This is a genomic window from Geomonas sp. Red276 (assembly GCF_054784495.1).
Window position 1 is genome coordinate 1 of record NZ_BLXW01000038.1, and the last position, 25526, is coordinate 25526.

The following is a 25526-nucleotide window of genomic DNA, read 5'->3' on the forward strand; positions in this document are numbered from 1 at the left end:
GGCCTGACTGGAACTGGAAACGATTCTTCACGGCAGCCTCCTCGGATGGAATGTGCCGTGATTATATGAACCACCTACGACGTAATATGTCGCGCTTGTCTTCCAGCGGAAGATTGGCGCTAATCAGGTATTAGAAAAAGCGGGCCTACATTAAAATATACGCCCGGCGCTAATCTTTCCCCGGCACCTCAGCGACCCGAACTACGGCTTCAGAACCAGCCCTCACCCCGTCTTCGGCCACCCTCTCCCCCGTGGGGGGCTGTAGCTCTGCCCATCGATGCTCTCGAGCACGTACTTGGAACCGTAGAGGATGGAGAGCTGCTGCTTGAGCCCCTTGAAGTTCAAGTTCAGGTTGTTGACCACCCGCCGGTCGTCGACATCCGAGGAGGTGACCGCGGCTTGACATTTGCCGATTTAAAAACAAAATAATTAACATACTCTCAACAGGTTACGACATCCCCTACCCTTCCCTGGACGCGGTAGCCGCCAGCCGCGGAGAGGTATCTGCGCGTTCATGCCACGGATTTACCGCCGGAAGCCGTTCCGGCACAGGCTGCCCGCACTGCGGGACGAAGACACGAGGTCACTATGGACGGTTCCAAGGTTTACGGCGTCTGCCCCCCATCTCTCTTTTCGACCAGGAGCCGAAGTTCGGGACCGGTAACGGAAGGGGACCGCTGGCTGCTGCGGACGCTGGTACGGGGAATGGGGCAGCCCGCCATCAGGGCGACCCTGTGGGACGACAAGGATATCGTCACCGGTTCCGGCCCCCGCCTGGTCATCAACAACCGCCTGACGCTCTTTCGGCTGATGATCAACCCCACCCTCTACTTCGGCGACGACTACGCGGCGGGGAACATTACGGTCGAAGGGGGGCTGATCCCCTTCCTGGAAGCGGTCAACCGCGCGGCATCTCGCCCCGGCGAGGTGCGTCGCCGCTCCCCGGGCCGCCGCGGGCGGGGCACCATCAACTCGCTCGCGCAGTCCCGCGACAACATCCACCACCACTACGACCTGGGAAACGAGTTCTACCGGCTCTGGCTGGACGACGAGATGCTCTATACCTGCGCCTACTTCCCGCGCCCCGGGCTCTCCCTGGAGGCGGCGCAGCGCGCCAAGATGGAGCTCATCTGCCGCAAGGTGGGGCTTCGCGGAGGGGAACGGGTGATCGAGGCGGGATGCGGCTGGGGGGGGCTGGCCCGCTACCTCGCCAAGTGCTACGGCGCCCGGGTGCGGGCCTTCAACATCTCGAAGGAGCAGGTCGCCTATGCCCGGAAGCAGGCGAAAAAGGAGGGGATCGAGGGTGTCGAGTACATCGAGGACGATTACCGCAACATCACCGGGGAGTGCGACGTCTTCCTCTCGATCGGCATGCTCGAGCACGTCGGTCCCGCCAACTACCGCAGTCTCGGCGCGGTGATCGACCGCACCCTCACCGACCGCGGCTTCGGCCTCATCCACTCCATCGGCCAGGACGTGCCGGAGCCGATGACCGGCTGGATCGGCAAGAGGATCTTTCCCGGGAGCTACCCCCCGACCATCCGGGAGATGATGGATATCTTCGAGCCGTGCGGCTTCTCGGTGATCGACGTCGAGAACCTTCGGCTGCACTACGCCCGCACCCTCGAGCACTGGCTGGAGCGCTTCGAGCGGCACGAGGAGAAGGTCGCCGCGCTGTTCGACGAGAACTTCGTACGTGCCTGGAGGCTCTACCTCTCCGGCTCCATCGCCGGGTTCAGCACCGGGTTGCTGCAGCTGTTCCAGCTCCTTTTCACCCGGCGCGGCAACAACCGGGTCCCCTGGACCCGCGATCATCTCGCCAATTGCGGCGATGACGATGCAACGGTGTGAGGTACTGGTGATAGGGGGCGGCCCCGCCGGCTCCAGCTGCGCCCGCTTCCTCGCCAGCGAGGGGGTATCGGTGCTGGTCATGGACCGGGAGCGTTTCCCCCGCGACAAGCCGTGCGCGGGGTGGATCACCCCTGAGGTGCTGGCCCTTTTGGGAATCGATCCTGTCGCCTACGGCAGCGGAAGGCTCCTGCAGCCGATCCGCGAGTTCCGGACCGGCCTCCTGTACCGGGACGAGGTGGTGACCGATTTCGCCCACACGGTCAGTTACGGCATCCTGCGCAGCGAGTTCGATCACTACCTCCTTTCGGCCGCCGGTTGCCCCACCCTGCTCGGGGAGGCGGCCACCAAGATGGTGAGAAAGGAAAACGGCTGGCTGGTGAACGACCGCATCGAAGCGGCCATCATCGTCGGGGCGGGAGGGCACCACTGCCCGGTGGCGCGCGCCATGGGGGCGGTACCGAACCGGGAGTCGGCCATCCTCGCCATGGTGGCGGAGTTCCGGCTCCCCGAGCGGGAGCTCTCGGTATCGTATCTTCCGGCTGGGTGCGTGGAGCTCCACTTCACCCCCGACCTCTCCGGCTACGGGTGGCTCTTCCGCAAGGGGTGCTACCTCAACGTGGGATTCGGGGTCTATCCCGGCTCCGGAGTGCGGCTCCAGAGCCAGGACTTCTGCGCGCACCTGCAGCTGCGGGGGGATATCCCGCTGGATCTGGCTCCGCATCTCAAGGGGCACGCCTACCTCCCCTACCGCAGGGTGGGGGGACGCGAGGTGGTGGCCGACCGCGCCATGCTGGTAGGTGACGCCGCCGGTGTCTCCTCACCCCAGAGCGGGGAGGGGATCCTGCCGGCGGTGGAGAGCGGAAGGATGGCGGCCCGCACCATCCTGGAGGCCGCCGGCGACTACCGCCGGGAGCGGCTGGAGCCGTACCGGACCTCACTCAGGAAGCGCTTCGGCGCCCACCGCGCGGACGCACCTTCGGCCCCGGCCACCCTCAGGAAACTGGCGGGGGCCGCCATCCTGTCCAACGGCTGGCTGACCCGCCACCTGGTCCTGGACCGGTGGTTCCTGCACGCAGACGAGACCTAACCCGGGGGGTGCGATGAAAAACCTGGCCCGCTTCGCCGCTGCTGCCGCCTTGACACTGGCCCTTCCCCTGCCGCTTCACGCCGGCGGCACCTACTATCCCTACCAAACCTACGACGACTACTACAAAAAGCACTCGGTGGATGCGCCCCCACCCCAGCCCGCGCCGCCTCCGCCGGCTCCCCTCCCGGAGACCCCCGCCTCGCGACCGCAACAGCCGATCATCCTCCGGGAGCCCCCCGAGTTCCTTTTCCCTCCCGGCCTGGGGTTCGGGGTGGCGGTGGCGGTTCCCTACGAGCTCTTCTACCTTCCCAAGGAATACTACCTGCTGACCGGCGGGACCTGGTACCGCGCCCGCTCGTGGCAAGGGCCCTGGCTCGCCACGCCGGCGGGCCACCTCCCCCCCGAGATCCGCAAGCAGAGCCTCTCCAAGATCCACGAGCTGAGAAACAAGGAATTCAAGAAGTACTGGAAGGATAAGGAGCACTACCAGGGGAAACGGTACCGCCCCGGGGAGGAGACCCGCATTCCGACCAGGCACGAGAAGGAAAGGGAGAAGAAATAAGGCCCCCCTCTGGACTGCTCTCCCCGCCTCGGAGGGCGGGCGGGAACTCCATATTCCCTCGCCCTTTTTGCGGAGCAGGCATCAACACCCCCTCGCCCTCCGGGAGAGGGGCGGGGGTGAGGGAGGGGTCAAAACCGCCCTCACCCGGCCTCCGGCCACCCTCTCCCCTAAGGGGCGAGGGTATATTAAGGAGGGCCTACGGCCCCTGAGGGGGCGAAGGTATGAGAGGAGGGGCCTGCGGCCCCTGAGGGGAAGGTGTAATCAGAAGGGGCCTGCGGCCTGAGGGTGCGAGAGCATATCGAGGATGGTATTTGCTGGCCTAACTGGCCACGATGCTGCCGCCTCAGGTGAAGCCGGAGCCGACCGTGCAGGCGTAGCAGTGCTCGCCTACCGGTATCGGAGTCCCCGGGAGCGGCAGCTCCACGAATTCGGAGATCAGGCCTGCCGCGCCGCCGTGGGGGAGCTCGGCCGCCAGGTTGAAGTCGCAGTCGTAGAGCCGCCCCCGCCAGTCGACGCAGATCTGGCTGCGGCACATGAGTCCTTCCACCGCGCAGGGGTTGAATCCCCCGGAAAGCCGGGAAAGGTAGCCCTCGAGGTTGCCGGAGCGCTCGAGAAAGTCGCGGAAGCGTCCCAGGGGGACGTTGGCGAAGGTGTAGAGCGAGTTGAACGATACCCCGGCCTTGCGGGCGAGGTCGGCGCGAAATTTCTTCTCCGCCCCCCCCTGCGGGGCCGGCAGAAAGGCCCCCGCCGGGTTGGAAACCAGGTCGAGCTCCAGCCCGCTCCCCTCCACACCGTACCCCAGGGCATTGAGCCTTTTCAGTGCCGCGAGGCTTCTCTCCCACACCCCGGCTCCCCGTTGCGCATCGGTCTGCGAGGCGTTGGAGGCGGGAAGGGAGGCGACCAGCACCACCTTCAGCTCCCGGTAAAGTTCCACCAGGGCCGGGGCCCGCTCTAAATCGAGGAGGTTACTCCGCACGATGAGGGTCGGGGTCAGGGGGGCCAATGAGGAGACCAGGTAGTCGAGACCGGGGACCAGCTCCGGTGAGCCTCCGGTGATGTCGATTACCCCGAAGGAAAAGCGCCGGGCGCAGGCCACCACCTCCTCCATGGTCTCCCGCTCCATGACCTCGCGGCGGTTCGGCCCGGCCTCCAGGTGGCAGTGGGCGCACGACAGCCCGCAGGCGAGGCCGACGTTGACCTGCAGGGTGCGGGTCGACTCGCGGGTGAGTTGGAGCCCGTTTCGTTTCAGGGCCTCCTGGAACGGCTCCACGGCGGATCTTTTATGGACGACGGTCATTCCTTCCGCCCCCTACAGCGACAGCTTCTCGGCGATCTTGCGCATCTGGACGCCGTGCACCAGCGAGGCGCCGCCCCGAATGGCGTTCACCACGTGGACCGCCTCGGTCATCTCGCCCAGGTTCGATCCCTTCTCCAGGCAGGCCCGCGTGTAGGCGTCGATGCAGTAGGGACACTGCACCGCGTGGGCCACCGCCAGCGCGATGAGCGCCTTTTCCCGCTCGGTCAGCTCCCCTTCCGCGAACACCGCTCCGTAATAGTCGAAGAATTTGGCCGCCAGTTCCGGGGCGTCCTTGCCGATTTCGGAGAATTTTCCGAGGTCCTTGGGATCGTAATAGGTTTCCATGTGAGTTCCTTAGAAGAAGACATGCCGCCCGGCAAGGGCCGGATGGATCTAGGGCCGTCCAGATTTCAGGCGCAATGGTAGTCGGCTGTGCCGCCAAGATATCCAAATCGGCGCTTCAGGTAAAGCTGAATCCGTGCCCGGAAACCACGGCCGCCTTCGGCAGCCGCGCGGCTCAATTTACTCTCATACTTTTCGGGCATCAGTATCAACGAGTCTCAACCGGCCACCTATGACAATCGCGAATTTTCCATTGTCAGCTCACAACTTGCCAGGAACTCTCCCGGGGCCTGGGACGAAAAACTTGTCTATCGGGTTGAAATCATTGTGAACCCAATTATACTTTTGCGGAACCTTGAGTCATTACCGGGAGGAGATATGGAGAACGAAAGCAGGAGAAAATTCCTCGGGGTCTGCGCAGCCGGGGCCGCGGTGGTCGCCGCGGGGGGCGTCGCCTATCCGGTGTTCCGCTACCTGGCGCCCAAGGCCGGCGAAACAGGAACGGAAAAGGTGGTCTTCGCCGAAACCGACGTTCCCGAGGGGGAAGCCAAGTTCTTCCAGTATGCGGGCTCCTCCGCCGTGGTGGTGAGAACCAAGGCCGGGCAGCTCATCGCCCTCTCCGCGGTATGCACCCACCTCGGCTGCATCGTCCAGTGGGAAAAGGAGCAGCAGGATTTCCTCTGCCCCTGCCATGCCGGACGTTACACCCCCGACGGCACCGTCATCTCCGGACCGCCCCCCAAGCCGCTGGCCAAGCTCCCGGTCGCCGTGGCGGAGGGAAAAATCACCATCGGCTGATCTGCCGACAGCCAATCCAACGCACCATCCTGAAGGATTTGGAGGTTACATGCCCCTTTTAAAACGGGTGTACGACTGGATCGACCTGCGCATCGGCGCACGGGAGGTCGTGAAACAGGAACTGACCGGCTATCTTTTGCCGCGCAACATCAACGAGTGGTACTCGCTGGGGAGCGTGCTGCTGGTGATCTTCGCCCTGCAGGTGGTGACCGGGATGCTCCTTTTGGTCTACTACGTGCCGGACGCCGACAAGGCGTTCAAGAGCGTCTCCTACATCATGAACGAGCTCCCCTACGGCTGGCTGATCCGGCTCTGCCACGCGGTCGGCTCCAACATGATGGTGGCGGTGCTCTTTCTGCACATGCTCTCCACCCTCACCATGGGGAGCTACAAGAGCCCCCGCGAGCTCAACTGGCTGACCGGCTTCACCACCTTCGCATTGGTGCAGGCGATCTCGCTGACCGGCTACCTCCTCCCCTGGAGCCAGCTCTCCTTCTGGGCCACCACGGTAGCCACCAACTCGGCCTCGGCCGTCCCGGTGATCGGCCCCTACATGGTGGAGTTTCTGCGGGGAGGGAAGCTCGTCGGGCCTCCGACCCTGGGGCGGTTCTTCGCGCTCCACGTGGCGGTCATCCCGGTGGTGATCGCGCTCCTGATCGCCCTGCACCTGTTCGTCTTGAAGCGGACCGGGATCTCCACTCCCCCCTTCGGCTCCAAGGAGCCGACCAAGACCTGGCCCGGCGACGTCTACCGCTACGAGAGCCACCCAGGCGGGATCCCCTTCTTCCCGAACTACGCGCTGACCGACTTAAGCTCGATCTCCATCTACTTCGCGCTCTTTCTGGCGGTGGTCTTCTTCGCCCCCAACCTCCTTTTCACCCCCGACTCCTTCGTGCCGGCCAACGCCTTCAAGACGCCGGCCCACATCAAGCCGGAGTGGTACTTCCTGGCCAACTACCAGACGCTGAAGATCTTCCCGAGCGAGCTCTTGGGGATCTCCATCCAGGCCGCCGCCGGGACCTTCCTGGCGCTGCTCCCGTTCATCGACCGCGGCCCCGAGAGGCACCCCCTGCGGCGCCCGATCTTCCTCGCCTGCGTGATCGCCGGCATCCTGCTCTGGTTCGGACTAACCATATGGGGGCACTACTCATGATCCGGAAACTACGTGAACTCAAACCGGCCCTCTTCGCCGCCGCCCTGACCGGGCTCCTTTTCGCCGCCGCCTTACCCGCCGGGGTCCGGGCCGAGACCGCCCCGACCCCTCCCCCGACGCCGGAGACGGTCTGCATCCAGTGCCACTCTTCGCTGCCCGACCGGCTGGGGGCACCGGTGGCTCTCTGGAAGCAGAGTATCCACGCCGAGAACGGGATCTCCTGCAACGGCTGCCACGGCGGCGATCCCAAGAACGCGGCCGACGCCATGAACCGCGCCCGCGGCTTCCTGGGGGCACCCAAGGAGGAGAACATCCCGGCCTTCTGCGGCCGCTGCCATGTCGGGGTCATGAAAGACTACCTCGCCAGCGCGCACGGCAAGAGGCTCGGCAAGGGGGGGCCCCACTGCGTCACCTGCCACAGCAACCACAAGGTACTGAAGGCGTCGCTCGACATCATCAACGAAAAGACCTGCACCCAGTGCCACACCTTCGAGCGGGCCGCCGCCATCAAGGCCGCCATGCAGCAGACCGAGGGGTACATCGTGCAGATCGACCGCCGGATCGGCGCCCTGACCGCGGTGGGAGTCGACACCGAGACCCTCGGCAAGAGCCTCTTCTCCCAGCGTAACCGTTTCCACACCCTGTTCCACGATGTGGACGTCAACCGGGTGAAGAGCGAGTCGACCCAGATCAACGCGGAACTCGGCAAGATCGACAAGCAGCTGAAAGCGATCGAGGACCAGCGGGCCGGCCGTAAGGTGATCGGAGCCTTCGCCGTAGCGGTGGCCCTGGTGCTGGCCGTCCTCTTCCACCTGCTTCGGAAAACCTACGACTAGACGCTGGCCGAAAACCCGGCCCCCCATGACCTCCACCGGGTCCACCAAAAAACCGAACGGGGAGCGAGACATCTCGCTCCCCGTCTTAGTTAATACCCCCTCGCCCGGTGGCCGAAGGCCCACATAAATATCCCCTCGCCCCTTCAGGGGGTGGCCGAAGCCGCCCATCATACCCTCGCCCCTTCAGGGGAGAGGGTGGCCGAAGGCCGGGTGAGGGCAGATTTTCAAAGCCTCCCCCCTCCCCTCCCCCCCGGTGGAATCTTCCTGAGCCCGAAGAGAAACTTGTCGTACTGCACCTGCCCCTCGCAGGTAAGGGGCCGGGTGATCTTGGCCAGTGGCAGCGGCGGAGGGGGCCCGTAGAGCACCCCCGGCGGCACGTTCCTGGTCACCACGCTCCCGGCCACCACCACCGCCCCCTCCCCGATGGTCACCCCGTTCAGGATGGTGCAGTTGGGGCCGATGAAGGCCCCCTTCCCGATCACCACCTTCCCCACATCGTCGTCCGAGTAGCGGTCCCCCAGGTAGAAATGGGCGAAGATGGTGCAGCGCAGCCCGATGGTGACGTCGTCCTCGATCACGATGCTCTCCGGATGGATCTCGTCGATGTAGACGTACTGGCTGATCCAGACGTTCTCCCCCACCTGGACCCCCCGCTTGCGATGGAGCCACGGGCGCAGGGAATAACCGCCGGGGGCGATCATCGCGAGCTTTCCCAGGAGCCTTTTCAATAACGCCGCGGTCACCGGTGTCCCCCGCCGCTAGGGCGCCCCCGACGAGCTTCGCAGCTTGTCCTCGACGAAGGTGGTGACCCGCCGGATGCTGTCCAGGTTCTCGGGAGTCAGCTCCTCGTCCTCCACCGAGATCCGGTACTGTTCCTGGATGAAGGAGACCAGCTGCATGATCCCGGTCGAATCGACGATCCCCTCCCTGATGAAGGAGCTGTCGTCCTTCAACCCCGCATCCTCCCCGAAGAGGAAGTTTTCCACTACGTACCTGCGAATCTCTTCCTTCAGACTCATCTCCATCCTCCTTTAATTGCGTGACGCTCGTCCCCTCCCCTTAGTCGTCCAGGGTGACCGCCTCGATCAAGAGCGGGGGGAGGTGCAGGTAGCGCGTTGTGGTCCTCTTGGTGTCGATGTCCCGGTAGACCATCTCCACCTGCGCCGCGGTCAGCTCCAGGCAGTGGGCCACCCACTCCGCGGGAATCCCGTGGTTGCGGGCGAAAAGACAGAGGTCCATCTTCTCGTAGGGGAGCGCGAAGTAGAACTCGTCCTGTCCCTGGGCGAGCGAATAGGTGTCGGTGGTCGGCTTTCTGCGCCGGATCTCCTCGGGGATCCCGAGGTAGGCGGCCAACTGGTAGACCTGCGATTTGTACAGGTGCGCGATCGGCTTGATGTCCGCGGCGCCGTCACCGAGCTTCACGAAGAACCCCTGGTCGTATTCGAGGCGGTTGGGGGTCCCGGCGACCGCGAAGTGCAGACGGTCGGCGTGGTAGTACTCGAGCATCTTGCGGACCCGTTGCTTGAAGTTGGTGGCGGCCACGATCTCCAGGTAGGGGGTGATGGGAAGCCTCTTCCTCATCCTCGTCCCCTCCGGGGATTCCGCCACCAGGTGGAAGGCGTTGATCCCCGCCCCTTCGCTGATCCCGGAGATGACTATCTTGGACTTCCACCCCTCGCTGTACTCGGGAAGGACCATCCTGACCGCTTTGTCGTAGCGCTTGTAGAAGCCGACCGCCTCGAGGATGCCGGAGATATCCTCCCGGACCGTCTCGATCCCGAGCGAGGAGGCGAGGAGGCCGCTCAGCGTGAGCGTCTCGTCCGCCGAATGGCGCTCCGGCATCTCGAGGCCTAAGACCCGCTCCTTCCCGAGGGCGCGGGCTGCGAGGGCCACCGTCACGCTGCTGTCGATCCCCCCCGAAAGCCCCACCACGAGCCCCCGCCTCTTGACCCGGGACAGCATGAGCTCCCGAATCCTGGCGCAGATCCGCTCCGTCTCCAGCTCCGGATTAATCCTGAGCACGTCCCGCGAAAACCCACCCGTAGCGCTCATCGCACCCCTCCACGAGGTATCGCCCTCTCACCTCACACCTTCCCCCATACTCCCCCTGAAGTACCTTAGGGTGGGCACCCCGTGCCCACGCGGACCAACAGGAAAATGGCGGGCAGAGGGCTGCCCACCCTACGATTGATCCCCTACCCCCGGTTTTGCGCCGTCTGCCGAGAGCCCTCTGCGCCACCGAGGATCGCCAGGCACCTCCCACGGTCGATCTTGCTGCTCGCGTACTTCGGGAGCGCCTCGACCATCTTGATCTCAGCCGGGAGCTTGTGCCGGGGGAGCTTCCCGAGGCAGAAGGCGAGCACCTGGGTGGCGGTCGTCTCCCGGCTCAGGGGAGCCGCCACCGCCACCAGCTTCTTGCCGAGCAGCGGGTCGTCCACCCCCATCACCGCCACCTCCAGCAGCAGGCCGGTCGCCATCAGGGCGTCCTCGACCTCCTGGGGGTCGATCCGGTGCCCACCGACCTTCACCAGGTCGTCCTTGCGTCCGACCACGAAGAGGTAGCCGTCGTTATCCTGGTAGCCGAGGTCGCCGGTATGGTAGCCGTGGTGGTCGAGGGCCCGCTCGGTGGCCGCCGCGTCCTTCCAGTACCCCAGCATGATGTTGGGACCGGAGGCGACCAGCTCCCCGAGCTCCCCGGCCGCCACCTCGCGCCCGTTCTCGTCCAGGACCCGCATGGTCACGCCGGGAATGGCACGGCCGATGGACTCGATCTTGTGGGGAAGGAGCTCAGGCTCCACGTAGGTGAGCCGGGCCGCCGCCTCGGTGGCGCCGTACATGACGTAGAGCTTGGTGTGGGGAGGAAGCGCCTCAAGGAGCTGTTCCTTGATCTCCCGGGACATGTGACCGCCGGCCTGGGTGCAGTAGCGAAGCGAGGAGAGCCGTTCCCTGAAGGCCAAGAACGGTGAGCGGTGCAGAAGGTAGGCGTAGGTCGCCGGCACGCCGGAGAAGCCGGTTACCTTCTCCTCGGCCATCTGCCGGATCACCGAGGCGGGATAGGCGAAGTTGTTGTTGACCACCACCGTCCCTCCCACCGCGAAGTGGGTGTTGAGCAGCGACTTACCCATCACGTAGAAGAAGGGAAGCACCACCATCTGGATGTCCTTGTGGGTGAGGTGCAGGTATTGGACGATGGAGGAGGTGTTGGCGACGATGTTCTGGTGGGTGAGCATGACCCCCTTCGGCTTCCCGGTGGAACCGGAGGTGTAGATGATGCTCGCCAGGTGGTGGGGGGCGACGGCAAGAGCCGGGTTTTCCGGGCGGCCGCGGCGGATCAGTTCGTCCCAGGAGGAAACCCGGACCCCGGTGGACTCCCAGGGGCGGGTCGGGCTCTTCACCAGCATGAGGGGGATCTTGAATTGGGCGGGACCCAGGTCGTGTAGAAGCTGCTCGCTCTTCGCGCCCGACACCAGGGCGGCGGGCTTTAGCTCGGTCAGCACCTCGGCGAGGCTCTCCGGCCGGGTATCCGCGTTGAGCGGGACCGCCACCGCCCCCGCCTTCAGAATCCCATAGTAGCTCACCACGTACTCGAGGCTGTTCTCCAGCAGGATCACGATGCGGTCGCCCCCCTTGATCCCCTGGTCGAGAAGCCAGAGGGCCAACTGGTTCGCCATCTCGTTGATGCGGGCGTAGCTCACCCGCTCCTCGTCCTGGATGAAGGCGATGCGGTCCGGGTAGCTGACCGCGCTCATCTCCAGGAACTTATGGACTGCCTGAACGTGAGAAAGATCCATGGCGGAGCCCCCCTTTGGCGATGGCATTTCCATAGACCACCCGATCCGGGGCGACCGGCACGACGGGACGTTGGGAGTCGCGGGCCACGAACTGGCGGTGCAAAAGCTGGGTCGACAGCGCGCCTACCAGGGCCATGTTCTGGAACTCGCTGGAGAACTCGGCTCCGGCCTGGCGGAATTTCGCGTAGAGGCGGCTGATCTTTTTGGCGTTGAAATAGCCGGTACCCCGCAGGCTCTCTTCGGAAAGGAGGTCGTCGACGTAGTCGATGGGGGCCCCCGGAACGAAGAGTTCCCGGATGGGCGCCCGGTACGGCTGCTTCGGACGGTGGGTGATCCTTTCCGGGATCATCCCCTTGAAAGCCCGCTTCAACAGGTACTTTTCGTTGAGGGCGCGGATCTTCCAGCTGGCCGGGAGCCGGAAAGAGAAGTCGATCACCCGGTAATCCAAAAACGGGTGACGCATCTCGATGGAATTGGCCATCCCCACCCGGTCCCCCTGGGACGAAAGGAGGAAGTTCGCCAGGAAGATCTCCATCTCCAGCACCTGCGCCCGGGCCAGGGGGTCGCGGTGCCAGAAGGATGCCGGCAGCAGAGTGGCCAGATCGTCGAACGGATCGTACGAGGAGAGCGCCGCGCTGCACTCCTCGGAAAGGAAGCCGAGATTACGGCGGCCCCCCTCCCACCGGACCCGGTGCGAAAAGAACGGATCGTCCAACTCCTCGGGCTTCACCGCGAAGAACTCCTGCAGGAAGGCGCCGCCCCGGGAGGGATTGGTGAATACGTACGGATACAGGCGCTGCAGCAGAAGCGGGCGCCGGACGGAAGCCGGATGGCGTCCCCAGTACTGGCGGATCTTGGCCTCCTTGTAGATGTTGTAGCCGCCGAGGATCTCGTCCGCCCCCTCCCCCGAGAGGACCACCTTGTACCCTTCCGAGCGGACCAGCCGGGAGAGGATGAACATGGGGACCGGCGAGGTGCGCAAAAGCGGCTTCTCGCAGTGCCAGACGGTCTGCGGGAAGAGGCTGCGGATCTCGCCGTTGCCGATGGTCACCCGGCGGTTGTCGGTCCCCAGGTAGTCGACCAGCTCCTTTTGGAAGGGGGTCTCGTCGAACCCTCCGGTCTCGAAACCGAGCGAGAAGGTCTTCAGGTGGCTCCTGCACAGGCGGGAGATCAGCATGGAGATGATCGACGAGTCGAGGCCGCCGCTCAGGTAGGCGCCGACCGGGACGTCCGCCCTCAGCCTAAGCCTCACCGCGTCGGCCAAAAGCTCACGCAGGTGCTCCGCCGCCTCCTCGAAGCTGAAGGAGGGGCGCGGAAGCGGGTGGAACGGGATCTGCCAATAGGGGCGGTCCAGCGTCTCGCCGGCGCGGTAGATCATGTAGTGCCCCGGGGGAAGCTCGCGGATCCCCTTGAACACCGTCCTGCCGGGAAGCGTGCTCCAGAAGACGAAGACCTGGGAGAGCGCCTCGAGATCGATCCCGCGCGGACCGTCCACGGCGGTAATGGCCTTGATCTCGGAGGCGAAGATGAGCCCACCTCCCCAAAGGGAGTAGTAGAGCGGCCGGATGCCGACCCGGTCCCGGGCCAGGAAGAGCTCCTTTTTCACCGAGTCCCAGATGGCGAAGGCGAACTGGCCGTTGATCATCTCCAGCGAGGCGGGGCCGTACTCCTCGTACAGGTGCAGGAGGACCTCGGTGTCGGTCTCGGTGGTGAAGCGATGTCCCTTGGCGACCAGGTCGGCCTTGAGCTCGATGTAGTTGAAGGCCTCGCCGTTGTAGACGATCCAGAGGGTGCCCGTCTCGTTGCAGATCGGCTGGATGCCGCTGTCGATCCCGATGATGCTCAGGCGGGCGTGCCCCAAGGCTACGTCGTCGTCGAGATAGACCCCCGACTGGTCAGGTCCGCGGTAGCGGAAGGCGGAGATCATGGCCGTGATGCGGGTGAGCGGGTCCGGCTCCCGGACCGAGACATTGACGATACCGGCAATTCCGCACAAGGGAGCGCTCCTTTCCTTGCCTTTGAGGAGGAAGTTCCTGTTCGGTTGCAGCCGTAAGATTAACCCCTTGCGGGGCGACATCGGGGGAACGGTGAGAGTATACCAATGAATTAGAGGATTCCAATCACTAAAAACATTAAATGTCCCGCCCCCTCCAACAAATATCAAATGGCGCCAGGAAGGTGTCGGCCTGCCGTTTCCCTCCCCTTCAAGCCGTAGGTGTGGACAAGAGTCGTAGGGTGGGCCCCCCGTGCCCACGCGGTGCCGACAAGCGATGGTGGGCAGGGGGCTGCCCACCCTGCGAATCAAGGTGTTGGTGTCGATGGGGCCGCCTCAGCGCGCGAGAAGGCTTATTAGGTGACGACCGTCACAAACCCAATACACCCTCCCGTGCTAAGGTCTCCAAAACTCGAAAACCGAATCCGATAGCCGACAATACTAAAACTTTCGCGAGGAAGTGACGGAAAGCCTACAGGGTCTCACCGAGACAGCCGGGTCGCCGAAATATCAACCGATATCCAGGCCCCGGCTTTTTTGCGTCTGGAACCTGGGGACCGAACGCATCCGGAGCGGGCGGCGCCCCAAGCAGTCGAGATCGCCAAAGTGGCGTCGAGCCACCGGCGGACTATGAGGAGGAAATATCGAAGATGAGTCAACGAGGCGAAGTAAACAGTAACGCGCTGGTCCGGCGATGGGGGAGCTTCTTGCTGGTCCTTCTCACCCTGACCGCGGCCACCCTGCAGTTTGGTGCCCGCCCTGCCGAAGCCGCCCAGGCCACCCTGACCTGGAGCGCCCCCACCACCAACACCAACGGCAGCACCCTTACCGACCTGGCCGGCTACAAGGTTTACATAGGCTCGGCCAGCCACGGCTATCAGCAGAAGATCGACGTAGGCAAAGTAGCGAGCTACACGGCAAGTAACCTCACCGCGGGAAGCACCTACTATTTCGCCGTCACCGCCTATGACACCGCAGGGATCGAGAGCAGCTACTCCAACGAGGTAAGCAAGACCGTTGCGGTCTCCACCTACACCGTCACCGCCACCTGCTACGCCGGCGGCACCCTCACCGCAGTCGGCAACAGCAATGTCAGCACGGCCACCAACGGCACCACCACCATCACGAGCGTCACCGTACCGGCAGGAAGCAGCCAATCCTTCACCATCACCCCGTCCAGCGGCTATGCCATCAACGGGGTGAGTGTCGACGGCAACGGTATCGGAGCGGTAACCAGTTACACCTTCCCCTCGGTCAGCGCCAACCACACCATCGCCGCAAGCTTCGTGGCGGCCAGCACCTCCACCGGATCCACCGGATCCACCGGCTCCACAGGCGGCGTGGTCTTCGCGGTGAACAGCGGGGGAGCGAGCTACACCAACTCCTCCGGGCTCACCTACAGCGCCGACACGGCCTACAGCGGCGGTTCCCCCGGCGGGACCACCGCCACCATCAGCGGGACCACCGAAGGGACCCTCTACCAGACCGAGCGCTACGGCACCAACTTCTCCTACAACATCCCGGTCGCCAACGGCACCTACAACGTGACCCTCAAGTTCGCCGAGAGCTACTTCACCGCCTCCGGCAAGCGTATCTTCTCGGTCGCCGTCAACGGCACTACCGCGGTGAGCAACCTCGACATCTACGCCAAGGTGGGGGCCAACGCCGCCTACGACGTCACGGTCCCGGTCAGCGTCACCAACGGGGCGATCAACGTCGTTCTCACCGCCTCGGTCAACAACGCGGAGATCCGCGGCATCAAGGTGGCCACCGCCACCAGCACCGCCCCGGCCAGCGGCACGCTGGCCTTCGCCACCAACGCCGGCGGATCGAGCTACACCAGCGGCAGCACGGGGGTTACCTACCAGGCCGACGCCGATTACAGCGGCGGCACCGTAGGCGGGACCACCGCCACCATCAGCGGCACCAGCGACGGGGCCCTCTACCAGACCGAGCGTTACGGCAATTTCAGCTACGCCATCCCGATGGCCAACGGCAACTACAACCTGACCCTGAAGTTCGCCGAGAGCTACTTCACCGCCTCCGGCAAACGCGTCTTCAACGTCACCGTCAACGGCGCCACCGTGCTCAGCAACCTGGACATCTACTCCAAGGTCGGGGCCAATGCCGCCTACGACGTCGTCATCCCGGTCTCGGTCACCAACGGGACCCTCAACGTCACCTTCACCAGCGTCATCAACAACGCCGAGGTGAGGGGGCTCCTGGTCAAGACGTCCTAACCCCTCCCGTCGTCCCATAGTCCCCCCTCCCCCTGCGGGAGGGGGCGGAGGCTACGTTCCCCCTCCCCTGGAGGGAGGAGGGCAGGGGTTGGGGGAAGCCTCCAGGGAGTACCGGAGGCCGCCCATCCCCCCGTGCAAAGCCGACGCTGCCGGCTCAACGAAACGACCGATTGCCGATGCCCAGCATCAGGATAGACAAGGAAGGAATTACATGAAAAAAGGCACTAATAGCACCCTGCACCATTGGCGGGTGATCATCTTCACGGCCCTGGTGGCGCTGACCGCCTACGCCACCGTCTCCCACGCCACCTACTCGCTCCCCAGCGACCGCTCCTATCCCTGGGCGGGGAACGTCGGCGTGGTGGGAGACATCCCCAACCGCACCACCATCTACACCACCCTCTCCCCCTCGGGGGGGGATGACACCTCCGCCATCAAGAGCGCCATCTCCAACTGCCCGCCGGGCCAGGTGGTCCTATTGAAGAGCGGCACCTTCATGATCAGCAGCCCGGTCGTGGTCAAATCCGGCATCACCCTGAGAGGGGCCGGCATGGGCTCGACCATCATCAAGGGAGCCTCCGGGATGGGGGGCGCCTACCTGATCGGCTTCAGCAACGGTGCGGGCTACGGCACCTCCTATTCGATAGCCGCCGGGATGGGCAAGGGTTCCACCACCATCACCACCTCCTCCGCCCACGGCTGGAGCGTCGGTGACGTCATCCAGATCGACCAGTTGAACAACGCCTCCGGCAACCCCGTCGTCACCAACGTCGGCAACAACGGCACCTGCAGCTGGTGCGGCCGTGCGAGCGGCACCCGTTCGCTGGGGCAGTTGGACAAGGTCGTCGCCGTGCCGAACTCCACCACCGCGACCCTCGAGATCCCGCTCACCTGGAACTACTCTGCCAGCCAGAGTCCCCAGGCCACCAAGATCAACGGGACCACCAGCAACGCCGGCATCGAGAACCTCACCGTCGACAACAGCGCGAGCGGGTCGAGCTCCCAGACCAGCGACGGCGGCACCATCGCCATGTACGGCACCACCAACTGCTGGCTTTTGCGCGTGGAGGCGATCGGCTCCTACGAGACCATGGTGAGGGTGAAGCAGGCGTACCGTAACACCGTCCGCGGCTGCAAGTTCCACGAAGGAGTCCCCGCCCTGCCGAGCAACGGCACCGGCTATGCGACCAGCAGGGCCTACGGGATCTGGATCGGCCCCGGGTCCGGGAACCTGTTCGAAAACAACCAGCTCTACCACCTGTTCATGCCTCACAAGCTCGACGGCCCGACCTCCGCGAACGTATTCGCCTACAACTACATCACCCAGCTCTACTACACCAATACCAACTGGAACCTGGGGGTGTTCGAATTCCACGGGGCCCATCCGTCCATGAACCTCTTCGAAGGGAACTATGGCGACGGTCGGCTCTTGGCCGACGACGTGTGGGGAAGCTCCAGTCACAACACCTTCTTCCGGAACCGTCAGACCCTCTCCCCGGGCAAGACCGGGGCGGGTTGGGACATGGACCTGCAGAAGAACGCGCAGTACTACAACGTGATCGGCAACGTGATGGGGAGCGGGGTTGAGAACCTGTACGAGGCGAACAACATGACCCTTTCCGGGCAGCTCTCCATCTTCCGGTTGGGCTACACCGGCGACGGAGACGGCGACGCATCCGGCAACGACAGCCAAGTAGCCGCCACCTTGCTGCTGCACGGGAACTGGGACAGCGTGAACAAGACCGTCATGTACAACGGCTCCAACGACACCGTGTTGCCGCAGAGCCTGTACCTGACCGGCAAGCCGGCCTGGTGGGGGACCATGCAGTGGCCCGCCATCGGCCCCGACGTGAGCCCGATGTACCCGAGCGCCCCCGGTGCCGGCAACGGCACCCCCTGGGGCGACAACGCCAACGGCACCAGCAACGCCACCCCTTCCGCCCCGACCGCCCTGGCCGTGCAGTAGGCGAGGCAGACGTTATGACCCAAAAAGCCGCCGGGGAAATCCCCCGGCGGCTTTTTCTGATGACTGTAGCGACTAGTATGAATAATTTGGCGCTGGCGGAATCGAGGACGTCGACTAAATAAAAAATTTGGTTCCGACGGAACCGGGATCGTCGATTCGAGAAATTGCTCGGCGACGCCAAAACCGAAACAGTCTAATAAAAATGGGCGGGTGATCGAAACGGTCATGGAGTGGGGAAGCAGAGCCGCTCCAGGCCGTCGAAGTCGAGGCCGCTCTCGGCCAGCGACCGGATCAGGGCGAGCTTCTCGGCGTCCTCGGCGGTGATCTTGGAGACGTCCTCGCTGATCATGTTGTGCAGTTCGGTGGTGGTGTGGCTCTGGGTCCTCAGGTACGGGATCCGGCTCGCGTCGAGGATACGCTCGGTGATCTCGCTCATCGGGGCGATCCCCGGGACGATCAGCCCGACGATCTTCTCCCTGAATTCCTTCATCTGGTAGAGGTTCGCCAGGGTCACCAGCAGTTCGTCGCGGCTGGAGGTGACGATCAAAAGCGAGGAGTCCTTCAAAAGCTCGGTGACCCGCTGGGTGGAGGCGGCCCCGATCTGGACGTGGTTGATGATCCTCCCGGCGTCGCGCCGGTTGCCGTGCAGGGGGAGATCCAGCAGGTGGGAGATCCTCCTCAGGGTCGGGTTGGCCAGGGTCGGCTGGTAGTCGAAGCCGGCCATCACCCCGAACCCCTCCCCGTCGAAGGCCCTCCGCAGGTAGTCCAGGGTAGTCTCCCTCTTGTCCGCCCTGATCTTGTTGACCAGGAGCGCCCTGACCGCCACCTCCTCCTGGCGGAAGAGGGCCAGGTTCATCTGCACGTTGTCCACCACGTTCCCGAGCCCCCCGCCGGTCACCATCACCACCGGCGCGTCCACCAGCCGCGCGATGCGGGCGTTGGAGAGCTTCATGATGGAGCCGACGCCGGGATGCCCCGATCCCTCGATGACGATGAAATCGCAGCGCTTCTCCAGCTCGGCCAGCGCGGCCTGGATATCCTCCGCGAGCCCCTCGACCCGGATCTCCCCGTCCACCACCTTGCGGGTGGTCCCCGGGTGCACCACTACCGGGGACATGAAGGGGAGCAGCCGCGTGAGCCCGAAGACCCGCGCCATCAGCACGGCGTCCTTGTCGTACCAGCGCCCCTGGTAGAGGGCCGGCTTGGGCCCCATCGGCTTGAGGAACCCGATCCGGGGGTACTTGCTGCGGGCCAGGTGCAAAAGCGAAAGGCTGGTGGTGGTCTTTCCTACGTTCTGCCCGGTCGCCGCGATGAAGATCTTCCTTGCCATCTGCTCCCTCACACTTCGATCCTGAACTGCGCCCCCCCCTCGACATTGGCCGCCGTGAGGGTTCCCCCCATACCCTTCTCGATGATGTTCTTGGCGATGAAGAGCCCGATCCCGGTCCCCTTCCCGAGCTCCTTGGTGGTGAAGTAGGCGTCGAAGACCTTGCCGATGATCCCGGCCGGGATGCCGCCGGCGTTGTCGGTGATGGTGACCACCGAACGGCCGTTTTCGGCGAAGACCTTCACCTCGATCACCGCCCCGTCCGGGGGGTGCTCGCCGAAGGCGTCCTTGGCGTTCATCAGGACGTTCAGGAGCACCTGCCGGTACTCGTTGGGATACCCCTTGATGCTCGGCCCGCCGTCCTTGGCCAGCCGGACCTCGATCCCGCGGTAGCGGAAGCTCTCCTCCACCAGCGACAGGGTGCGGGCCACCGCCTCCCCCACGTCGAAGACGACCTTCTCGCGGTCTGGAGAGGAGAAGTCCCGGAAGTCGTCGATGGTCTGGGAGAGGTGGCGGACCACTTCCATGCATTTGGCGATGTTGCCGTCCACGAACTCCTTGGTGCAGATGCCGTGCTCGAAGCCGAGCCCGATCTCCTGCACCTTGAGCCCCAAGACGTTCAAGGGCTGGCGCCACTGGTGGGCGATGTTGTTGAGCATCTCCCCCATGGCGGCCAGCCGGCTTTGCTGGATCATCATCTGGTCCTTCTGGCGCAGCTCCTCGGCGGTCTTCAGCCGCTTTTCGGTCTCCCGTTCGAGCTCCCGGTAGGTCTCCCGCAGCCGCGCGTTCTGCTGGGCGAGCTCGTTTTGCACCCTCGTCAGCTCGAGCCGCTGGCGGTAGAGATCGCAGAAGACCTGGACCTTTCCCCTGAGGATGGCCGGCTCGATCGGCTTCATGAGGTAGTCGACCCCGCCCAGCTGGTACCCCTTGAAGAGGTGCCGCTCCTCCTTCATCCCGGCGGTGACGAAGATGATGGGAAGCTGCCGGGTGCGGGGGTTGCTGCGCATCAGCTCAGCGGTCTCGAAGCCGTCCATCTCCGGCATCTGCACGTCCAGCAGGACCAGGGCGAAGTCGTGGTACAGGGTCTGCCGGAGCGCCTCGTTGCCGGAGTTGGCCTTGACCAGGTCGAGCCCCATGTCCTTAAGGAGCGCCTCCAGTGAAATCAGGTTGTCCGGTCGGTCGTCCACGATGAGGACCGGCACCGTCTCGTTTCCATTCATGATCGCTTCGCCTCCGAGAGGTTTATCAAAAGCTGGGGAAGGGCGGCCAGGGTGACCAGGTGGTCGGGCGCCACCGCCATGAGGGCGGCCTGCGGCATGGCGCTCGCCACCGCGTCCGCCGGCTCCTGGATCACCGCGAGCCCCCCCTTGTCCTTGATCCGCCGAAGCCCCCGCGCCCCGTCCTCCCCGGCCCCGGTCAAGACGACGCCGACCAGCTCCTCCCCGTAGGCGTCGGCGGCGGTCTCGAACAGGACGTCGACCGAGGGGCGCGCGAAGTTGACGGGGGGGTCGGTGGAGAAACCGAGCCGCCGGTCCGGCTCCACCAGGAGGTGGTAGTTGGGGGGGGCCAGGTAGACCGTCCCACCCACCGGGATATCCTGTTCGTCCGCCTCCTTCACGTGCAGGGCACAGATCCGGTCCAACAGCATCGCGAGCCGCGCCCCGCTGTCGGGGCTTACGTGCTGCACGACGAGGATGGGGAGCCGGAAGTCGGCCGGGAGCGCTCCCAAAAGGGGCTTCAGGGTGGTCACCCCGCCGGTGGAGATCCCGATCGCCACCGCGTGGTAGCGAAGGCGTTCGTCAGCCATACCGTTTCCTGTAGATCCGCGTCTGCGGCTCGACCTCGAGGTAGTGCGGCCCCTGGGGATAGCCCTCCAGGGTCTCCTTGGTCCCCAGGCAGAGAAAGCCCCCCGGCGGGACGCAGGAGTCCAGGAGAGAGAGCACCCGCCCCTTTAACTGCCGTTTGAAGTAGATCAGGACGTTGCGGCAGAGCACGAGCTGCATCTCCCCGAAGGCGGCGTCCACCCCGAGGTTGTGGGAGGCGAAGACGATCTCCTCCCGCAGCGAGGGATCGATCAGCGCCCGGTCGTACCCCGCGGTGTAGTAGTCGGAAAAGGAGCTCCTGCCGCCGCTTTTCTGGTAGTTGCCGGTGTAGCGCCTCATCTCCCGCAGGGGGAGTACCCCCTCCTTGGCCTTCTCCAGCACGTAGGGGTTGAGGTCGGTGGCGTAGATCCGGTAGTGCCCGGCGAGCCCCTCCTCCCGGAAAAGGATGGCGAGCGAGTAGGCCTCCTCGCCGGTGGCGCACCCCGCCACCCAGGCCTTCACGAAGGGGTAGGTCTTCAGGTGGGGGACCACCAGCTCGCGGATGGCCCGGAATACCCAGGGGTCGCGGAACATCTCGGAGACGTTGACGGTGAGCCCCCGCAAAAGCCCCTCGAACAGGTGGGGCTCCCGCAACAGCCGCGGCTGCGCCTCGGCAAAGGTGCCGAAGGGGGAGTCGGCAAGCCACTGGAGCATCCGGCGCCTGAGCGAGGCCTCGGCGTAGCCGGTGAAATCGTAGCCGTAGACCCGGGCGACCCCCTCCAGGAGGAGCTCCATCTCGATACCGGTCAGATCGTCGCGTTCGCTCGCCATCGGATTCCATTCACCCCTGGTTGTAGAGCCAGACCCTCAAAAGCGACAGCAGGCGGTCCAGGTCCACCGGCTTGGTGATGTAGTCGCTCGCGCCGGCCTTCAGGCAGGCCTCCCGGTCCCCCTTCATCGCCTTGGCGGTCAGCGCGATGATCGGGAGCCTTCCAAAGCGCGGGTCCTGGCGGATGCGGCGGGTCGCCTCGTAGCCGTCCATCTCCGGCATCATGATGTCCATGAGCACCACGTTGACGTCGGTGTTCTCCTCGAGCCGCTCCAGCGCCACCTTGCCGTTCTCGGCCTCCACCACCCGCATCCCCCGCTCGGTGAGGACGCTCGAAAGCGAGAAGACGTTGCGCATGTCGTCGTCCACCAGGAGCACCTTCTTGCCGACCAGGAGGCTCTCGTTGTCGAGGGCGGTGCGGATCATCCTCTGCTTGTCGGGGGGAAGCCGGCTCTCCATCACGTGCAAAAAGAGGGTCACCTCGTTCAGCAGGCGCTCCGGGCTCTTGGCCCCCTTGATGATGATGCTCTCCGCGTACTGCTGGAGCCGATGGGCATCCTCGCGGCTCAGCTCCTGGCCGGTGTGGATGATGACCGGGACCCGCCGGCTCTCCTCCATGGTGCGGATATGCTCGAGGAGGTCGAAGCCGGACATGTCGGCGAGGCCGAGGTCCAGCACCACGCAGTCGACCGGCTCGGCGGTAAGGAGCCCGATGGCCCGGGCGCCGGAGTCCGCCACGGTGATCGCCACGTCCCGCTGCTCGAGAAGGGTCACCAGCGCGGCGGCTTCCCGCTCGTCGTCCTCCACGATCAAAAGCTTCCCCACCGTCCGGTCCACCGCCTCCTCGACGGCCCCCAGCACCTGGTCGAGCTGCTCGCTTGTCACCGGCTTGGTCACGAAGCCGATGGCCCCCATGGCAAGCGCCTTCTGCCGCTCCTCGAGGCAGCTCAGGAAATGAACCGGGATGTGCCGGATCTCCGGGTCCTCGGTGATCCGCTGCATCACCCCCCAGCCGTCGGTGCCGGGAAGCATGACGTCGAGGAGGATGGCGCTCGGATGATAGCGCCTGGCAAGGGCCAGCGCGGAGTCGCCGTCGGCCGAGACCAGGGCGGCGAATCCCCGTTCCCTGACCCGGTCGGCCAAAAGCCTCGCGAAGATCGGGTCGTCCTCGACGATGAGGATGGCGCGGTCGCCGGCGTTCATCTGCTCGCGGTCGTCGGGGACCGGGGGCGCCGCTGGGGGCAGGCTCCGCTCCTCTGCTGCCGCGGCAAGGTGCGGGTAGCGGGGGGGATACAGGCCGTGATCGGCCGGCAATCCGTGCGCCGCCGCGGTCGGGGGAGAGAGGGGAAGGTAGAGGGTGAAGACGCTCCCCTTCCCTTCCTCGCTGGCGATCAGGACCTCACCCCCCATCCCGCGGGCGAGCTGCCGGGAGATCGAAAGCCCCAGCCCGGTGCCGCCGAACTGGCGGCTGGTGGAGCCGTCGGCCTGCTGGAAGGCCTGGAAGATCAGCTCGTGCTTGGCGGGGGATACCCCGACCCCGGTGTCGGCCACCTCGAAGGCGAGCGCCGGGGTGGCGAGCGGGCTGTCGGGGCCGGGGAGATAGGTCCGCAGCCGGACCGCTCCCTCGCGGGTGAACTTGATCGCGTTGGAGAGGAGGTTCTTGACGACCTGGAGGGTCCTCTGGCTGTCGAGGGTCACCGCGGCGGGGACCCCCTCCTCCACCGTGATGCTGAAGCCGAGCCCCTTCTGCTCGGCCATGGGCCGGAAGGCGGCGCAGAGCTGGTCGCAGAGTTCGACGGGACTCGAGGGCTCGTAGAGGAACTCCAGCCGTCCCGACTCGATCTTGGAGAGGTCGAGGATGTCGTTGATCAGGTTGAGGAGCTCGGTCCCGGCGGCCTGGATGGTCGAGGCGTACTCCACCTGCCGGGCGGTCAGGTTTCCCTCCTTGTTCTCCCGGAGGTTGCCGGAGAGGATCATCAGGCTGTTCAGCGGGGTCCTCAGCTCGTGGGACATGTTGGCCAGGAACTCGGACTTGTAACTGGAGACCTGCTCGATCTCCCGCGCCTTCTTGGCGAGCTCCCGGGTCTTTTCCTGCATCATGCGGTTCTTGGCCTGGATCTCCTCCCGCTGCTGCTCGAGCAGCTGGGCGCGCTCCTCGAGCTCTTCGTTGCTTTGCTGGAGCTCCTCCTGCTGGACCCGGAGTTCCTCCTCCTGGGAGCGGCTTTGGGCGAGGAGCTCGTCGATGAGGTGGCGGGCCTGGCGGCTGGAGATGGCGATGGCCAAAAGCTCGCTCGCCTGGTCCAGGAACTCCCGCTCGCGGGAGGTCAACTCGTGCAGGGTGGCGAGCTCGATCACCCCCACCAGAGTCTTGTCGTGCACCAGCGGCAGGGCCGCCAGCGCGCGGGGGGTCGCGGTCCCCAGGGCCGATCCCACCTTGAGGTAGTCGTCGGGGAGCCCATCCCGGTAGATGGCCCGCCGCTGGCGCCCCGCTTCCCCGGCCAGCCCTTCTCCCAGGGCCAGCACCCGGTCGGGAAGCCAGCCGCCGGCGAAGGCGTAATCGGCGGCCGGGCGGAGGGTGCGGCTCTCCTCGTCGTAGAGATGGAGTACCCCCGCGCCGGCCTTCAGGTAGTCGGCCAAGAAGGCGAGCGAGGCGGAGAGCAGCTCCTCGAGGGGGCGATCGGCGATGGTGCTCCGGCTCAGGTCGCTCAGGCCGCTCTTGATCCAGTTCTGGGCCCGTACCCGGTCCTGGGACTCCTGGAGTTCGGCGTTACGCTCGAGGAGGTCCTCCTCGGCCCGGGTCCGCTGGACGACTTCCCGCCTCATCTGGCCGAAGATCGCCAGCAGGATGACGGTGGCAATCAGTCCCCCCGCCTCCATCACGTGCATGGTGTTACCCATCTCCGCCTGTTTCCGGGCACCGCGCTCGCGCAGGAGCTGTTCCTCCTCCCCCTCCATCTGGGCGATCATGGCACGGATGTTGGTCATCGGGTTGTTGGCGAGATGGGTCATCACCATGGGAGTCGCCGCCTCGAGCCCCTTGCTCTTCCTCGCCGCCACGGTCTCGTCCAGCTGGGCCAGCTTCCGATCGATCATGGGATCCATCATGTCGAGTCTCATCTGCTGGTTGCTGTTGTCCTTGGTGAGGGTTCTCAAGAGGGAGCGCTTTTCCCTGATGGTGGAGAGGGCCTTGCGGTAAGGTTCGAGGTAGGCGGGGCTTCCGGTGATGAGGTAACCGCGCTGCGAGGTCTCCGCCTCGGTGAGGGCGGCACCCAACTGGTTGACCTCGGCAATGACCGTGTAGGTGTGGGTCACCCAGTAGTCAGAATCTTGGAGACCTCCCATGCTGAGTGTAAAGAGATAGCCGATGCCGGCAAAAAGGCCTAAGGCCACGGCAAGACCTATGTTGACGAACCACGCTCTAGTTTGACCCGGCATCCGTACTCCTGGAGATTCAGTCGGCGGTGACTTTCAGACAGATCCCTATTATACACGAAAAATCATTGAGGAAATGCCGGTGACGCTCAGAGCGAGAGAGCCGGAAGGGGAACCGCGATTTTCGTCGAGAATGAGTGGTGGAAGAAACGGAAGCGGCGGGGAGGATTCCCGGGACGGCGCTGGCCCGGGAGAGCGTCGGGGGAGTACTCGGCAGGGA

The 25526-nt window shown here is 65.0% G+C and carries 21 protein-coding genes and 1 riboswitch; of the genes, 8 read left to right on the top strand and 13 right to left on the bottom strand.

Annotation, left to right across the window (positions count from 1 at the left end):
• Window positions 1-222: 222 nt before the first annotated feature.
• Window positions 223-363: a hypothetical protein gene (locus ACYVL5_RS19570; RefSeq protein ID WP_460597262.1), complete on the bottom strand. Its 141-nt coding sequence runs from the start codon at window positions 361-363 to the stop codon at window positions 223-225.
• 225 nt (window positions 364-588) lie between these two features.
• Here ACYVL5_RS19570 and ACYVL5_RS19575 point away from each other — a divergent pair, with 225 nt between their 5' ends.
• Genes ACYVL5_RS19575 through ACYVL5_RS19585 form a run of 3 tightly spaced genes read left to right on the top strand, consistent with a single transcriptional unit; the run spans window position 589 to window position 3500 of the window.
• Window positions 589-1851: a class I SAM-dependent methyltransferase gene (locus ACYVL5_RS19575; protein ID WP_460597263.1), complete on the top strand. Its 1263-nt coding sequence runs from the start codon at window positions 589-591 to the stop codon at window positions 1849-1851.
• Window positions 1838-2938, top strand: coding sequence for an NAD(P)/FAD-dependent oxidoreductase (locus ACYVL5_RS19580; RefSeq protein ID WP_460597264.1), 1101 nt, complete (start codon window positions 1838-1840; stop codon window positions 2936-2938). Before ACYVL5_RS19575 ends, ACYVL5_RS19580 begins: the two co-directional genes overlap by 14 nt.
• A 13-nt stretch (window positions 2939-2951) precedes the next feature.
• Window positions 2952-3500 (top strand): hypothetical protein, encoded by a 549-nt coding sequence (locus ACYVL5_RS19585; RefSeq protein ID WP_460597265.1) that lies wholly within the window; start codon window positions 2952-2954, stop codon window positions 3498-3500.
• 343 nt (window positions 3501-3843) lie between these two features.
• On the opposite strand, the gene arsS is transcribed toward ACYVL5_RS19585, so the two are convergent.
• Both arsS and ACYVL5_RS19595 read right to left on the bottom strand, forming a co-directional pair.
• Window positions 3844-4797, bottom strand: coding sequence for a radical SAM/Cys-rich domain protein (gene arsS / locus ACYVL5_RS19590; protein ID WP_460597266.1), 954 nt, complete (start codon window positions 4795-4797; stop codon window positions 3844-3846).
• A 12-nt stretch (window positions 4798-4809) separates the two neighbouring features.
• On the bottom strand, window positions 4810-5142 hold the full coding sequence (locus ACYVL5_RS19595; RefSeq protein WP_250678665.1) for an arsenosugar biosynthesis-associated peroxidase-like protein: 333 nt from the start codon (window positions 5140-5142) through the stop codon (window positions 4810-4812).
• A gap of 375 nt (window positions 5143-5517) precedes the next feature.
• On the opposite strand from ACYVL5_RS19595, the gene ACYVL5_RS19600 reads away from it, so the two are divergent.
• From ACYVL5_RS19600 to ACYVL5_RS19610, 3 genes are read left to right on the top strand one after another with little or no spacing between them, the layout of a single operon-like run.
• On the top strand, window positions 5518-5937 hold the full coding sequence (locus ACYVL5_RS19600; protein ID WP_460597267.1) for a QcrA and Rieske domain-containing protein: 420 nt from the start codon (window positions 5518-5520) through the stop codon (window positions 5935-5937).
• 49 nt (window positions 5938-5986) lie between these two features.
• Complete coding sequence (locus ACYVL5_RS19605; RefSeq protein WP_460597268.1) at window positions 5987-7090, top strand: cytochrome b; 1104 nt, start codon at window positions 5987-5989, stop codon at window positions 7088-7090.
• Window positions 7087-7926: a cytochrome c3 family protein gene (locus tag ACYVL5_RS19610; RefSeq protein WP_460597269.1), complete on the top strand. Its 840-nt coding sequence runs from the start codon at window positions 7087-7089 to the stop codon at window positions 7924-7926. The genes ACYVL5_RS19605 and ACYVL5_RS19610 overlap by 4 nt, the downstream gene beginning before the upstream one ends.
• A gap of 224 nt (window positions 7927-8150) precedes the next feature.
• On the opposite strand, the gene ACYVL5_RS19615 is transcribed toward ACYVL5_RS19610, so the two are convergent.
• From ACYVL5_RS19615 to asnB, 5 genes are all read right to left on the bottom strand, one after another.
• The gene (locus ACYVL5_RS19615) at window positions 8151-8669 is read right to left on the bottom strand and encodes an acyltransferase (RefSeq protein WP_460597270.1); all 519 of its coding nucleotides are present in this window, start codon (window positions 8667-8669) and stop codon (window positions 8151-8153) included.
• A 15-nt stretch (window positions 8670-8684) separates the two neighbouring features.
• Entirely contained in the window at window positions 8685-8945 is a 261-nt protein-coding gene (locus ACYVL5_RS19620) for an acyl carrier protein (RefSeq protein WP_460597271.1), read from the bottom strand.
• Between the two features lie 40 nt (window positions 8946-8985).
• On the bottom strand, window positions 8986-9978 hold the full coding sequence (nadE, locus tag ACYVL5_RS19625; RefSeq protein ID WP_460597272.1) for an NAD(+) synthetase: 993 nt from the start codon (window positions 9976-9978) through the stop codon (window positions 8986-8988).
• A 143-nt stretch (window positions 9979-10121) separates the two neighbouring features.
• Entirely contained in the window at window positions 10122-11717 is a 1596-nt protein-coding gene (locus ACYVL5_RS19630) for a class I adenylate-forming enzyme family protein (protein WP_460597273.1), read from the bottom strand.
• Window positions 11686-13713 (bottom strand): asparagine synthetase B family protein, encoded by a 2028-nt coding sequence (gene asnB / locus ACYVL5_RS19635; protein ID WP_460597274.1) that lies wholly within the window; start codon window positions 13711-13713, stop codon window positions 11686-11688. Before asnB ends, ACYVL5_RS19630 begins: the two co-directional genes overlap by 32 nt.
• Before the next feature lie 427 nt (window positions 13714-14140).
• A riboswitch (cyclic di-GMP riboswitch) is annotated at window positions 14141-14217 on the top strand.
• A 143-nt stretch (window positions 14218-14360) separates the two neighbouring features.
• Here asnB and ACYVL5_RS19640 point away from each other — a divergent pair.
• Entirely contained in the window at window positions 14361-15950 is a 1590-nt protein-coding gene (locus tag ACYVL5_RS19640; RefSeq protein ID WP_460597275.1) for a malectin, read from the top strand.
• Window positions 15951-16161: 211 nt separating this feature from the next.
• Window positions 16162-17916, top strand: a complete 1755-nt coding sequence (locus ACYVL5_RS19645; protein ID WP_460597276.1) for a pectate lyase family protein — start codon at window positions 16162-16164, stop codon at window positions 17914-17916.
• Window positions 17917-18139: 223 nt separating this feature from the next.
• On the opposite strand, the gene ACYVL5_RS19650 is transcribed toward ACYVL5_RS19645, so the two are convergent.
• The 5 genes from ACYVL5_RS19650 to ACYVL5_RS19670 are packed head-to-tail and all read right to left on the bottom strand — an operon-like array spanning window position 18140 to window position 25309.
• Window positions 18140-19246 carry a phosphotransacetylase family protein gene (locus tag ACYVL5_RS19650; protein ID WP_460597277.1) on the bottom strand — a complete coding sequence of 369 codons (1107 nt, stop codon included), beginning with the start codon at window positions 19244-19246 and terminating at the stop codon, window positions 18140-18142.
• A gap of 8 nt (window positions 19247-19254) precedes the next feature.
• Window positions 19255-20463 carry a hybrid sensor histidine kinase/response regulator gene (locus tag ACYVL5_RS19655; protein WP_460597278.1) on the bottom strand — a complete coding sequence of 403 codons (1209 nt, stop codon included), beginning with the start codon at window positions 20461-20463 and terminating at the stop codon, window positions 19255-19257.
• Window positions 20460-21050, bottom strand: coding sequence for a chemotaxis protein CheB (locus ACYVL5_RS19660; protein ID WP_460597279.1), 591 nt, complete (start codon window positions 21048-21050; stop codon window positions 20460-20462). Before ACYVL5_RS19660 ends, ACYVL5_RS19655 begins: the two co-directional genes overlap by 4 nt.
• The gene (locus tag ACYVL5_RS19665; protein WP_460597280.1) at window positions 21043-21876 is read right to left on the bottom strand and encodes a CheR family methyltransferase; all 834 of its coding nucleotides are present in this window, start codon (window positions 21874-21876) and stop codon (window positions 21043-21045) included. The genes ACYVL5_RS19660 and ACYVL5_RS19665 overlap by 8 nt, the downstream gene beginning before the upstream one ends.
• 10 nt (window positions 21877-21886) lie before the next feature.
• Entirely contained in the window at window positions 21887-25309 is a 3423-nt protein-coding gene (locus tag ACYVL5_RS19670; protein ID WP_460597281.1) for a response regulator, read from the bottom strand.
• Window positions 25310-25526 lie beyond the last annotated feature (217 nt).